Source organism: Luedemannella helvata (assembly GCF_039528415.1).
GTDB lineage: Bacteria > Actinomycetota > Actinomycetes > Mycobacteriales > Micromonosporaceae > Luedemannella > Luedemannella helvata.
On the sequence record NZ_BAAALS010000004.1, the window covers coordinates 39,122 to 52,277 of the forward strand.

The window sequence follows — 13,156 nt, forward strand, 5'->3', positions numbered from 1 at the left end:
GACCGTAGCGTAAGCGCGCATTGTGGACCACCCGCACGCCGGCCAGGCCGATCGCAGGCGGCTCAGTCGATCGGCTGTACCGGCTCCGCCGCCGCCTCCGGATCGAGTTCCGGGCCTTCCGGCAACCGGGCCACCAGACCGGCCGGCAGTCGCACCGGCTCGGCATCCGGGTAACCCAGCATGCGCAACACGTCCGGCGAGGACAGCGGGTACCGCACGCCGAGGTCGGTGACCAGGAAGAGCGTCCCGAGCTGCGCGCTCGGCGACGACTGGGCGGCCACGACCGCGCCGTGACCGGGTGCCACCACCACGCGGTCGACCAGCGAGGCCCCGCGCTGCGTGCGTCGCTCCGTGGGCACGCCCTGCCCCGTGAACGGCTCCGCGTCCACGAAGACCCGGGCGACGCTCTCGTTGCCGGCGAACGTCGCGCACATGGTCGCCTCGGTGCCGGAGAGGCGCGCGATGCGCGGCGGTGTGTCCGGGGGACGTTCCGCCGACGCCGCGGGAGCCTCCGCGCGCGGCGCGGCGAGCGCCGCGCCCGCGGCCAGCTCCCGCGCCTGCGGCGCGTTGTTCGAGTACGCCCTGCGGGTCTGCGGGTCGGCCAGCGCGACGGCGGCCTCCACGGGCGTGATCGGCCGCAGCCGTTCGCGTCCCACGAGGTAGTACTGCTTCTTGTCGGCGGTCTCCACGACCAGGATCTGACCCACCCGCGCGTCCGGCATGTCCGGCAGCGCCCGGAACGGCTCGCCGCGGCCGTCCTGGGTGAGCGGCGCGATGGCTGTGCCTTCCGGCAGCGCGTTCAGCCACGACCCGCCCACCGCGACCTGCGGCTGCTGGGTCAGCGCGAGCGCCTCCAGCACGACGTCCGCCGAGTTGATGCGGTACCGGTAGCCGTGCCAGACGAGGTAGAGGGTGTCCCCGCCGGGCAGCTTGACCAGCAGCGCCTCCTGGTCGCTCAGGACCCGCCCACCCGGCGCGGCCGTGCCGACGAACAGCGCTGTGGTCGCGCTCTGACCGCCGCTGGCCGTGCGCGCCCCCGCGGTGCACAGCGACCACGGCCCGGTGAGCAGGCGGGTGGGGTCGGGCAGCGACTCGGGCGCGTTGGGGATGCCGACCATGGGCGCGCGGGGCTGGCCGGCCAGCTGCTTGCGCGGCACCGTGACCGTGCTCGGCGACTGCTGTAGCAGCAGGGCCGAGGTGAAGTTCGCCGTGGGTACGAGGACGCCGTCGCGCAGCACGTACGCCGCGCCGGACTCCCGCTCGAGGATCACCGAACCGCCGTCGCGCCAGCCCGCGCCCGTGCGCCCGGTGACCAGGCCGAACAGGCCGACGGCCGCGAGCGCGATCACGCCGACCATGATGCTGCCGAAGGCCGCGCCGACCAGCCGGCGAAGCGGCGACCGCAGCGGGTCCGCCTCGCCCGCGACCATCGCGGAGACCGCTCGTTGCACGGCGAACTGGTACGACTGAACTTGATCTCGCCGTGACGGCACGGACCCTCCCTCTTCCTGACCCCGTCGGCCGGGTGCGCCGGCATTACGATAGCGGCGGCTGGCAGCTCGCACCGTACGGCAGGAGGTTCGGCATGGTGACCCGCGAGGACGCGGTAAACCGGGTACGTGACTGGTGGGCCGATCACGATCGGGTCGTCGGCGACGCGAACATCGGGGTGCACGAGTTCGACCTCGGCTTCGTGGTGTGGGAGGTCAGCCCGCCGCCCGGCACCGGTGCGGGACCGACGATCGAGGGCGGCACCCGGGTGGTGGTCGACCGGAGCACCGGCGACCTGAGCACCTGGCCGTCGCGGCCGCCCCGGTTCGTCGCCGACATGTACCGCACGTTCCACGAGGCCCGCGAGCGGTTCCCCGCCGACGTGTACGACGACCTCGCGGCGGCCGGCTGGCGACCCGGCCGCGACGTCAGCGTGGCGGTCGACGGCTGGCTGCAGCGCACCGGCATCGACCGCGAACTGCCGCTGTTCGACGCGGCCCGGCGCGTGCTCACCGAGTTCGGCGGGTTGACGGTCGCGCAGCGCGGCCCGACGGGCAAGCCGGGCGGCGGGTTCGCCAGTCACTTCTACCCGGCCAGGCACGCCCCCACCACGCCGGAGATCCGCGAGTTCGCCGGCATCATCGGCGCGCGCGTGTTCCCGGTCGGCAGCAACGAGGACGGCCCCAGCCACCTGGTGGTCGACGAGCGCGGCCGGATGTTCCAGCTGCACCCCGTGGCCGATCTGTTCCTCGGCGACACGGTCGACGAGGCGTTGACGTGGGTCACCCGCGGGGGCGAGCGGCCGGCGGTCGACGACGCCGGCCGCTGGACCCCTACAGCTTGATGTCGAGCATCGTGCCGTAGAGGCCGAGGACGGCGAGCGCCACCGGCCCGATCGCAAGCACGAGCACGACGTCCAGCACGTCCGCGATCCGGCCGGGGTAGGGCGACCCGCCGCGACGGCTGAACACCAGCGCGGCCGCGGCGATCAGGCCGGCCGCGATCAGCAGGCCCGGGATGATGACGCCGAGCAGGTACAGGTCCGGCATGCGGCCGGCCACGTTCGCGAACAGCAGCGCGGCCCCGAACCCACCGGCGACCAGCATCGGTACCCGCATCTGCACGGTGCGCCAGGCGCGCGTACGCAGCAGCAGCGCCGCCACGGCGATCGCGGACAGCAGCGGCGCGGCCACGCCGCCCGCCCGCGCGGTGAGGGCGAGACACACGGCCGACGCCAGGCTCACGCCCAGCACCAGGCCGGTCAGGATCACGTGGCCGCGACGGGCGGCGGCGAACACCGAGTCCGCCGGGGGCGGCGCCTCGTCGCGGAGCAGGTCCTCGACGGTCTGCGGAATGGTCGGAATGGGGACCTTGCCGGCCCGTACGGAAAGGAGCGGCAGTGCCGGGTGCATGAGGACGAGCACGGTCAGCACCACCGCGGCGCTCTGCGTGCCGTCCAGGGAGGTGAGGCCGAGCGCGGCCCCCGCGGCCGTCGCGGCGCCACCGACGATGCCCGCGATGAACACGCCCCCGCCGTCGGAGATGCCGACCTGCCCGATCGCGGCGCCCACGAGCGCGGCCGTGCCGGCGACCAGCAGGTGCGGGGCGCCCAGGTCGCCCAGCCCGTCCCCGGCACCCGCGAGCGTCAGCAGGCCGCCGACGAACAGGTACGGCACGCCGATGGCGCCGGACACCGCGCCGGCCACCGAGTCGCCGACCGCCCGGGCCAGCACGGTGCCGAGGATCAGCAGCACCACCCCCATGACGATGGCCACCACGGCGCCGACCGACAGCGACTCGGCCCGCAGGATGAGACCGAGCGCGAGCAGGAGCGCCACGGCCGCGCCCACCAGGCCGGCCCGCCGCGTCGCCAGGCCGCTCCACGGCGTCCCGTGCGCCCGGGCCCCGGCCGCGATGGCCTCCACGACGTCGTCGTACTCCGGCTCGGGCCAGTCGGCGGAGCGGGGGACCAGGTGCAGTGTCTCCCCGTGGCGCAGTTCGAGCGCGGACAGGGTGCGGGTCGGATCGAGCAGGGCACCGTCGGCGCGCCGCAGCACCCAGCCGCCCAGTGCCCACATTGGACTGTCGGGCTGCTCCGGTTCGGCCTGTTCGCCCGCCTGCCGCACGACGCCGGGCAGTAGGGTAGCGACCGGCACATGCTCCGGCAGGGCCACCGCGAACCGCCTCGACGGTGCGATGATGACGACTCGCGCCAGACCGGTACCAGCTTGGGTGACCATGGATTGCCTCGTCTCTCAATCTCCGAAGACGGTTCCGCAGTCCGCCACGCTAGCAACCGCGCCATCAGAAGGGGAGCCAGCCGCATGACGACGGTGATCGTGAAGCGACCGCAGCGTCGCCCGGAGCCGCCGTACCCCAGTGGAGAGATCCTTCTCGAGTCTCCGCCGGAACTCCCCAAGCCGACCGGTCGGGCCTGGGGCCAGATGATGATGATGCTGCCGATGCTGGCCGGGTCGGTCGCCATGGCGCTCATGTTCGCCGGCCAGCGGGGCGGCACTTTCGCGTACATAACCGGTGGTCTGTTCGGGCTGTCCACCATCGGCATGCTTGCGTCACAGTTCGGGCAGCACGCGGGCGGCGCGAGCAAGCAGGAGATGCTGCAGGCGCGACAGGAGTACCTGCGGCACCTCGCCCAGCAGCGGCGGCGGGCGCAGACCGCCGCGAAGGCGCAACGGCGCACCCTGCTCTACCGCCACCCGCACCCGCAGGCCCTGTGGACGGTCGCGGAGAGCCCGCGGGTGTGGGAGCGCCGGTCGGGCGACGGCGACTTCCTCACGGTCCGCATCGGGCTTGGGCAGGCCGAGCTGGCGACGCCGCTCGTGCCGCCGCAGTCCAAGCCGCTGGAGGACCTGGAGCCGATGTGCGCACTGGCGCTGCGCCGGTTCCTCACCGCGTACACCAACGTGGACGACCTCCCGCTCATCATGGCGCTCGACGGGTTCAGCCGGGTGTACGTGCGCGGTGACCGCGACCGCGTGGCGGACCTCGCCCGCGCGGTGTTGGCGCAGGTCAGCGCGTTCCACGCGCCCGACGACGTCCTCGTCGCGGTGTGCGCCGCCCCTGAGCGCCGGCCCGCGTGGGAATGGGTGAAATGGCTGCCGCACGGCCTGCACCCGACGAAGGTCGACGCCGTCGGCGAGCTGCGCCTGGTCGCGACCACCCTGACCGGCCTGGAGGCGATGCTGGAGGACGTGCTCGCCGGGCGTCCCCGGTTCGGTCCCAGCGCCGCCACCAGCCACCCGCACCTGGTCGTGGTCGCCGACGGCGGCGACACGGCCGGCTCGGACCACCTGATGACGGACGGGGGCATGGAGGGGGTCACCGTCCTCGACCTCGACGGCACGCCGCCGCGCGTCCTGGACCGGTCCACCCTCGTGCTGGAGATCGCCGAGGACGGCCAGCTCCACGCGATCACCTACGAGGGCCGCAACGTGCTCGGCCGTCCGGACGCCCTGAGCCAGGCCGAGATGGAGACGCTGGCCATGGGCCTGGCGCCGATGCGGCCCTCCCTGGTCGCGCGGGGTGACAACGCCGTGGCCAGCCGCGACATGGGCTTCGCGGAACTGCTGGAGCTGGGCGACCCCGAGACCTTCGAGCTGGCCCGGATGTGGGCGCCGCGCCCCAACCGCGACCGGCTGCGCGTGCCGATCGGCCTGGCGCAGGACGGCACCCCGGTGGAGCTGGACCTCAAGGAGTCGGCGCAGGACGGCATGGGCCCGCACGGCCTGCTCATCGGCGCCACCGGTTCCGGCAAGTCGGAGCTGCTGCGCACGCTCGTGCTCGCCCTGGCCGCGACGCACAGCTCCGAGGTGCTCAACTTCGTGCTCGTCGACTTCAAGGGTGGCGCGTCCTTCGCCCGCCTCGACAAGCTGCCGCACACCAGCGCGCTGATCACCAACCTGAGCGACGAGCTCGCGCTCGTCGACCGCATGACGGACGCCATCAACGGCGAGCTGATCCGGCGCCAGGAGCTGCTGCGCCGGGCCGGCAACTACGCGTCCGCCCGCGACTACGAGCGGGCCCGCACGGCGGGTGCCCCGCTCGACCCGCTGCCCAGCCTGCTCATCATCTGTGACGAGTTCTCCGAGCTGCTGACCGCCAAGCCGGACTTCATCGACATGTTCGTCCAGATCGGCCGGGTGGGCCGCTCGCTCGGCATCCACCTGCTGCTCGCCAGCCAGCGACTGGAGGAGGGCCGGCTGCGCGGGCTCGACACCCACCTGTCGTACCGGATCGGCCTGCGGACCTTCTCCGCGATGGAGAGCCGGGTCGTCCTCGGCGACATCGCGGCCTACGAGCTGCCCCGCTCGCCCGGCCACGGCTACCTGCGCTTCGGTACGGAACCGATGATCAGGTTCCGGGCGGCGTACGTGTCGGGCCGCTACCAGCGGGCGCACACCCCGCTGATCAGCGCGGTCGCCGGCGACGAGGTGCACATCGAGGAATACACCACGGCGTACGTGCCGCTGCCGGCCCAGCCGGCCGCGGACAAGCCCGAGCAGCCGGAGCCGGAGGAGACGCCGGAGGGCGAGAGCCTGCTCGACGTGATCGTGGCGCGGCTCATCGGCCAGGGCATGCCGGCCCACCAGGTGTGGCTGGCGCCGCTCAAGGAGGCCGTCCCGCTCAATGACGTGCTGCCCCCGCTGATCAGCGACCCGGCCCGCGGCGTGACCGTCTCGGCGGGCGAGCTGCACGGCGCCCTGCGGGTGCCCGTGGGCGTGGTCGACAAGCCGCTCGAGCAGCGCCGCGACGGCCTGTGGCTCGACCTCGCCGGCGCCGGCGGTCACGCCGTCGTGGTCGGCGGGCCGCAGAGCGGCAAGAGCACCTTCATGCGTACGCTCGTCGTCGGGCTCGCGCTCACCCACACGCCCCGCGAGGTGCAGGTCTACTGCCTCGACTTCGGCGGCGGGTCGCTGTCGGCCGTACGGCAGCTGCCGCACGTCGGCTCGGTGGCCACCCGGCTGGACCCGGGACTCGTCCGGCGTACCATCGCGGAGCTGCGCCAGCTGCTCACCGAGCGGGAGCGGCGCTTCGCCGACCACGGCATCGACTCGATGGCGTCGTACCGGCGCCGGCGCAACGCGGGGGAGTTCGCCGACGACCCGTTCGGCGACGTGTTCCTCATCGTCGACGGCTGGACGACCATCCGCAGCGACTTCGAGGACCTCGAGAGTCACCTGACCGAGATCGTGACGCGCGGCCTGTCGTTCGGCGTGCACGTCGTGGTGAGCGCCGCCCAGTGGATGGACCTGCGGCCGGCGGTGCGCGACTCGTTCGGCACCCGGCTGGAACTGCGCCTGGGTGATCCCGCGGGCTCGGCGCTGGACCGTCGCGCCGCGCACAACGTGCCGCGCAAGGCACCCGGCCGGGGCATCACCGCCGAGAAGCTGCAGTTCCTCACCGCGCTGCCGCGCGTCGACGGGCTCAACAGCGAGGAGGACCTGGCGGCGTCACTGTCCTCCCTGGCCACGGACGTCAGCAAGTTCTGGACCGGCCCGGGCGCGCCGCCCGTACGCCTGCTGCCCACGACCCTGCCGTACGCGAACCTGCCGGTGAGGGCCGAGCGTTCCGGCGTGCCGATCGGCATCGCCGAGCTGGACCTCGCGCCGGTCTGGCTCGACTTCGCCACCGACCCGCACGCGCTGGTCTTCGGTGACTCCGAGTGCGGCAAGAGCACCTTCCTGCGCTCGGTGGCCCGGGCCATCACGGACAGGTACTCGCTGACCGAGGCGCGGATCATCACGGTCGACTACCGGCGCAGCCTGCTCGGGGCGGTGACGACCGACCACCAGATCGGCTACGGCACGTCGGCCCCGGTCACGGAGAACATCATCCGGGAGGTCGCGGGCGTCATGCGGTCGCGGCTGCCCGGCCCGGACGTGACCGCCGAGCAGTTGCGCGACCGCAGCTGGTGGAAGGGCCCCGACCTGTACGTGCTGGTCGACGACTACGACCTCGTCGCGGCGGGCGGCACGAACCCGCTGACGCCGCTCGTCGAGTTCCTCGGCCAGGCCCGCGACATCGGACTGCACCTCATCGTGACGCGGCGCAGCGGCGGCGCCAGCCGGGCCCTCTACGACCCGGTGATCATGCGGTTGCGCGAGCTCGGATCATCGGGCATCGTCATGGCCGGCGACAAGAACGAAGGCATTCTCCTCGGCAATGTCAAGCCCGGTCCGCAGCCGCCCGGTCGCGGTTGGCTCGTCACCCGGCGCGAGGGCGCGCGACTGGTGCAGCTGGCGTGGCTCGCGCCGCCGGAATAATCCAGCGATAGAGATGTCTTGCCGAGATTATGTACGCTGCGAGCCGAATAACTGTTCTGTGGTGACAGGGTCGGGGGTGTTCAGTGGCTGACGCATGGTTACACAAGACGGTCGACGTCGACATCAATGGCGTTCTTGATTTCGCCAATCGTGTGATCACCGTGCAGGAGGACTTCGCGAAGAGCCTCGGCGAAGGCGTGACACCGATGATGAAGGTGAAACCGGCGTTCGGCGGCGGCGTCGTCAAGGAGGGCGCGTACTTCCGCGGCATGCACGACAACCAGGTGCGGGCCGCCATGGCGATGATCAATGACGTGGTCCGGGGTCTGGCCGCCCTGTCCAAGGCCTCCGCGGGCGTCGCGGTCGAGTACCTCAACGGCGACGCGGAGAGCCAGGCGAACGTCGACGACGTCTACAACGCGTTCACGCCGTCCCCGCCCAAGGCCGACGAGCAGCCGACCACGACGACCGCGGCCGGTTCCGACGTGCCGTACGACGAGGATCCGCCCGACATCCCGGCCTATGTGCCGACCCCGCACGCGCCCGGATCCGGGGAGATCATCGCGCCGGGGGCCGCCGGCCAGTACGTCATCGGCGCCGACGACGAGAAGATGAACGAGGACGTGGCCGACGTGCCGCGGCCGGACCGCTGATAGCCGAGGACGAGGAGCGCCCATGTCGGGGAACACTTTCGGCTATCAGCCGCCCACGCTACCGTCCTACGTCCAGCAGTACATGGACTACGCCCGCGCGTACGAGATGCCGGAGTTCGCGCCGACCAGATGGGACTCCAAGGACGAGGTCAACATCCTCACCCTGTGGGCGGCGATCCAGAACGAGAGCGACGAGGAGGCCCGCGGCGTCGCCGAGATGTGGCGACGCATCTCCGTGCTCCTGGAGTCGACCAGAGCCGACCTCGAACGGCACGCGGTCGCCCTGCAGGCGGTCTGGAAGAGCCCGGCCGGCGAGGAGTTCCTGCGGCGGATCGGCGCGGCCATCTACTCGATCGACGAGTGGCGTGCGACGGCCGACGCCAACAAGGCCTCGCTGAACCGGGTGGCCGACACGATCGCCACCACTCAGGAGAAGATGCGTGACCTGTGGCAGACGTACACGACGGAGGAGGCGTCCGAGAACCAGAAGCGCGAGTACGAGCGAAGCGACAGTGTGTGGAGCTCGATCGTGCACGGCTTCAAGGAGGATCCGCTCTCCTTCAATGAGGTGCGCGACAAGCACACGCCGAAGGCGATCGAGTACATGAAGGCGCTCGCCGACGTGTACGTCGACGAGTCCATGGCGGTTGACCGCGGCACGTCGTACCGGGGCCCGACGGTGGCCAGGGACTTCGTCTACGAAGGTGGCGGCGGCGGCCGGCCGCCGGGCGCTCCCGGGGCGCCGAACGTGCCGGTCATCAACCCGCCGACCCTGCCGTTCCCGGACGTGCCGACCCCGCCCCCCGGTCCCGAACTGGCCGGCCTGCCCACCGCGCCGCCACTTCCCGTGGCGCCGGTCGTGCCGCAACCGCCCACGGTCGGGCCACCTCCCGGCTCGTTGCCTCCCGGCCCGTTGCCCCCCGGCCTGCCTCCGGGCGGGCTGCCGGTGACACCCACGCGACCGGGCCTGCCCACGCCGCCCAACAGCGGGCCCGGGCGGACCCCCGGCCTGCCGGGCGGCGGCGGTCGCAATCCGGGACTGCCCCCGGGCACGCCCCGCGCGCCGGGGCGCCCGACCCTGCCCGGGCAGTCTCCGCGCACGGGAACCCCGGGAGCCCCGGGCACGCCCCGAACGCCGAACCTGCGCGGGGCGTCGCCGCGCAACGGCGGCGCCACGCCGCGCCTGCCGGACGGCACGCAGCACCCTGGCCAGCAGAGTCCCGCCCGCCCGACCCCGCCGAAGCTGACGGGCCGGCGCGGCACCCCGACCACGGCACGTCCGGGCGGCACGCCGGCGCTGCCGAACGAGACGCCGGGCCGCGGCTCGTCTCCGCTGTCGGGCCGGCGAGGAGCGACCCCGCCGCGCGGTGCGGGCGCGACGACGCCGCCCGGCGGCGCGCCGACGCGCGGGTTGACCGGCCGTACCCCACCCCAGAAGCCGCCGACCGGGCGCGTGGGCCAGCCCGGCGCGGCGCCGGAGCCGACCTCCGGTGCCAAGCCGCAGCTCGGCGGGCGGCGCGGGCCGCAGCCCGAGGCGGGCCTCCACGGCCCGGGGACCCAGCGCCGGTCGAAGCGAGCGGAGGAGCGCGCGCTGGGCGGCGACCGCGTGGAGGACGAGGGGTTGTGGGACGTCAACCAGGCCGGTCCGGCCGTGGTGGACACTCCGCCGGAGACCCCGCGGCCCAACCCGTCCGGTCCGACGATCGGCCGCACACCGTGAGGTTGCACCACCCGAGGACCCGCACGGCTCCTCGCCCGGCAAGGATCCGGTTGCTCGCGGCCGGCCTGGCACTCGGCGTCGCGGCGGCCACCGGCGTGGCCGCCGCGCCCGCTCACGCCGCGCCCGCTCACGCTGCGGCAGTGCGCGCCGACCAGGCCCGCGACGGTCAGTGGTACCTGAAGCCGCTCCAGGTCAGCGAGGTGCACAAGGTAACCCAGGGGGAGGGCATCACCGTCGCGGTGATCGACTCCGGCGTCAACGCCAACCACCCCGACCTCGCCGGCAACGTCCTGCCCGGACACGACATGGCCGACCCCGACAGCCCGGACAAGGGCCGGCGCGACCGTCACGGCCACGGCACCGGCATCGCCACCCTCATCGCCGGGCACGGCCACGGTCCCGGCGGCAGCCAGGGCATCCTCGGTATCGCCCCCAGGGCGAAGATCCTGCCCATCAACGTGTGGAGCGCCAAGCAGAAGTCGAGCCTGAAAGGCGCGGTGGGCCCGGCGATCCGCTGGGCGGTCGACAACGGCGCCGACGTCATCAACGTCTCGCTGGCTGGCGGCTGGGAGGCGGACGACCTGCCGGCGATCAGGTACGCCCTGCAAGCCGGAGTCCTCGTGGTCGCTGGCGTCGGCAACTCCCCGTCGGTGCTGGTCCAGGCGCCGGCCAACGTCGGTCTGACCATCGCCGTCACCGGCCACGACAAGGCCGGAAAGCCGGTGACTTCCGTGCGCGGCACGCCCGTGGGGGACGAGGGCGACTTCGGCATCGACATCGCCGCGCCCGGCAAGGACATCATGGTGCCCGACCCGGACGGTGGTTATGACAAGGCCACGGGCACGAGCACGTCGACCGCGATCGTCTCCGGCGCGCTCGCCCTCGTGCGGGCCGCCCACCCGAACGCGGGCCCGGGAGACCAGATCAAGCAGCTGACCTGGACCGGCGACGACATCGGCCCGAAGGGCCCGGACGACACGTTCGGCCTGGGCCGGCTCAACCTCATGCGCGCCGTGACCGGACAGCCGCACGACTACGCCGCGTCCGCCCCGCCGACGCCGACCCGTAAGCCGGCCACCGGGACGGAGCGGGCGGCGCTCGAGATGGACGCCGAGTACAGGATGATCGAGGCGATCCTCATCGCCGTCATCAGCCTGTTCTGCCTCAGCAGCGTGGCGCTCGTGGCGTTCCTCGTGATGCGCCGCCGGCGCCGGCGCGCGGCCCGGGCGGCCGAGGACGGGGACGCACCCGACGGACCGTAGGCCTACCGGACGCTGGCGAGGTCCGCCAGGGCCAGGGTGCGCAGCTCGTCGACGGTCGGCCGGCGGTCGAGCCGGCGCAGGCGCCGGGCCTGCGCGGCCCGGATCGCCTCGAACAGCTTGCGGGCCTCGCGGGCGTTGCCGAAGTTCTCGTCGCGTACCACCCGCGAGAAGTGGTCGAGCAGGGCGGGCTCCAGCTCCGGGGGGAGCAGGTAGTCGTCCGCGCCGGCCATCTTCGCCACGATCATGGTCAGCTCGTCGGGGGTGTAGTTCGGGAACTCGATCGTGCGCGAGAACCGGGACGCCAGGCCGGGGTTGAGCGCCAGGAACGACTCCATCTCGCGGGTGTACCCGGCGACGATGACGGCGACCTCGTGGCGGTGGTCCTCCATGAGCTTGACCAGCGTGTCGATGGCCTCCTGCCCGAAGTCGGTGCCGCCCCCGCCGCGCGCCAGCGTGTAGGCCTCGTCGATGAAGAGCACCCCGCCGCGGGCCTGCTCGAACACCTCGGCGGTCTTCTCCGCCGTGTGGCCGATGTACTGGCCCACGAGGTCGCGGCGGGAGACCTCGCGGAGGTTGTCCCGCGGCAGCACGCCGAGGGCGGACAGGATGGCGCCGTAGAGCCGCGCCACGCTCGTCTTACCGGTGCCCGGCGCGCCCGCGAAGATCAGATGATGGCTCATCGCGCCGACCGACAGGCCCTCGCTGCGGCGCCACTCGTTCACCTGGATCTCGTCGATGAGGTCGCGCACCTCGGACTTGACCGCGTCCAGGCCCACCAGGGCATCCAGCTGGGCGAGCAGGGCGTCGACGGCCTTCTCGTCGGCCTGGCCGCCGGCGGCGCCGCCCGCGCCCGCGGGCACGCCGACCGGGCCGACCCGCGCGCTGTCGGCGGCGGCCACCGCCACCACCGTGTCGGCCCCGTCGGCGACATCGATGCCGGGCGGCGCGGTGTTCTCCACCCGGCACTGCACGACCTCGCCGCCGCAGTCGCGACCGACCCCGATGCCCACCCCGGCCGTGTCGTGCACCCAGGTCCGACGGATCACGGGCGCGCTCTCGTACCCGACCGTGATGCCGGCGTCGCCGGTGCGACTGACCTCGCATCCCTCGATGGTGGGCCGGCTGAACTGGTAGACGTACACGCCGCGGCCACCGCAGCCGGAGATCACACACGCGCGCACCACGGGGTCGGCGCCGATGCGGCAGATGAGCCCGTCCGTGGCGATGTCGTCGATCGTGCATTCGTCGATCGAGCCGGACGCGTCCTCCACGATGATGCCGCACTCGGCGCCCGTGACGGTGCAGCGGCGGGCCTGCACGGACCCTCCGGTGACGGTCAGGCCCGCGGCGAGGCCGGCCGACAGGACGCAGTTGTCGACGGCGACCGTGCTGATCGTGGCGTGCACGGTCGGGAAGTCACCGGAGCGCAGGACGAGGTTCTGCAGCGTCAACGTCGCGTCGTGGCACCGGATCGCGGAGTACTCGATGCCGGTCGCGTCGATCGTGACCGTCTGCGGGCCCTCGGCGGCCACCAGGCGCACGTTGACGCCCTGGACGAGCAGCGCCTCCGTGTACGTGCCGGGCGCGACCTCGATGGTGGCCTCGCCGGTGCTGCCGGCCAGATCGGCGAGGGCGTCGGTGATCGACCGGTACGCGCCGCGCTGTAGCGGCGACACGAGAAGGGTCCGCGTCATCGCACTAGGGTGCCAGCTTCCGCCCGGGGCTGCCCGCCCGGGTGGTGTGCCG

General features: G+C 73.2%; 8 protein-coding genes. 5 read left to right on the plus strand and 3 right to left on the minus strand.

What is annotated here, in order from left to right:
• Nucleotides 1–62 precede the first annotated feature (62 nt).
• Complete coding sequence (eccB, locus tag ABD191_RS05130) at nucleotides 63–1,493, minus strand: type VII secretion protein EccB (protein ID WP_344077370.1); 1,431 nt, start codon at nucleotides 1,491–1,493, stop codon at nucleotides 63–65.
• A 92-nt stretch (nucleotides 1,494–1,585) separates the two neighbouring features.
• Between eccB and ABD191_RS05135 the strand changes: the two genes are divergently transcribed.
• Nucleotides 1,586–2,335 (plus strand): SUKH-3 domain-containing protein, encoded by a 750-nt coding sequence (locus ABD191_RS05135; RefSeq protein WP_344077372.1) that lies wholly within the window; start codon nucleotides 1,586–1,588, stop codon nucleotides 2,333–2,335.
• On the opposite strand, the gene eccD is transcribed toward ABD191_RS05135, so the two are convergent.
• Nucleotides 2,325–3,731, minus strand: a complete 1,407-nt coding sequence (eccD, locus tag ABD191_RS05140) for a type VII secretion integral membrane protein EccD (protein WP_344077374.1) — start codon at nucleotides 3,729–3,731, stop codon at nucleotides 2,325–2,327. The two genes, ABD191_RS05135 and eccD, sit on opposite strands and share 11 nt — an antisense overlap.
• Before the next feature lie 84 nt (nucleotides 3,732–3,815).
• Here eccD and eccCa point away from each other — a divergent pair, with 84 nt between their 5' ends.
• The 4 genes from eccCa (at nucleotide 3,816) to ABD191_RS05160 (ending at nucleotide 11,410) form a co-directional block, all read left to right on the plus strand.
• Nucleotides 3,816–7,775, plus strand: coding sequence for a type VII secretion protein EccCa (gene eccCa, locus ABD191_RS05145; RefSeq protein ID WP_344077376.1), 3,960 nt, complete (start codon nucleotides 3,816–3,818; stop codon nucleotides 7,773–7,775).
• Nucleotides 7,776–7,858: 83 nt separating this feature from the next.
• On the plus strand, nucleotides 7,859–8,428 hold the full coding sequence (locus ABD191_RS05150; RefSeq protein WP_344077378.1) for a hypothetical protein: 570 nt from the start codon (nucleotides 7,859–7,861) through the stop codon (nucleotides 8,426–8,428).
• Between the two features lie 22 nt (nucleotides 8,429–8,450).
• The gene (locus tag ABD191_RS05155; protein WP_344077380.1) at nucleotides 8,451–10,148 is read left to right on the plus strand and encodes a hypothetical protein; all 1,698 of its coding nucleotides are present in this window, start codon (nucleotides 8,451–8,453) and stop codon (nucleotides 10,146–10,148) included.
• 50 nt (nucleotides 10,149–10,198) lie between these two features.
• The gene (locus ABD191_RS05160; RefSeq protein ID WP_344077382.1) at nucleotides 10,199–11,410 is read left to right on the plus strand and encodes a S8 family serine peptidase; all 1,212 of its coding nucleotides are present in this window, start codon (nucleotides 10,199–10,201) and stop codon (nucleotides 11,408–11,410) included.
• A gap of 2 nt (nucleotides 11,411–11,412) precedes the next feature.
• On the opposite strand, the gene ABD191_RS05165 is transcribed toward ABD191_RS05160, so the two are convergent.
• On the minus strand, nucleotides 11,413–13,104 hold the full coding sequence (locus ABD191_RS05165; RefSeq protein ID WP_344077384.1) for a right-handed parallel beta-helix repeat-containing protein: 1,692 nt from the start codon (nucleotides 13,102–13,104) through the stop codon (nucleotides 11,413–11,415).
• Nucleotides 13,105–13,156: the final 52 nt, after the last annotated feature.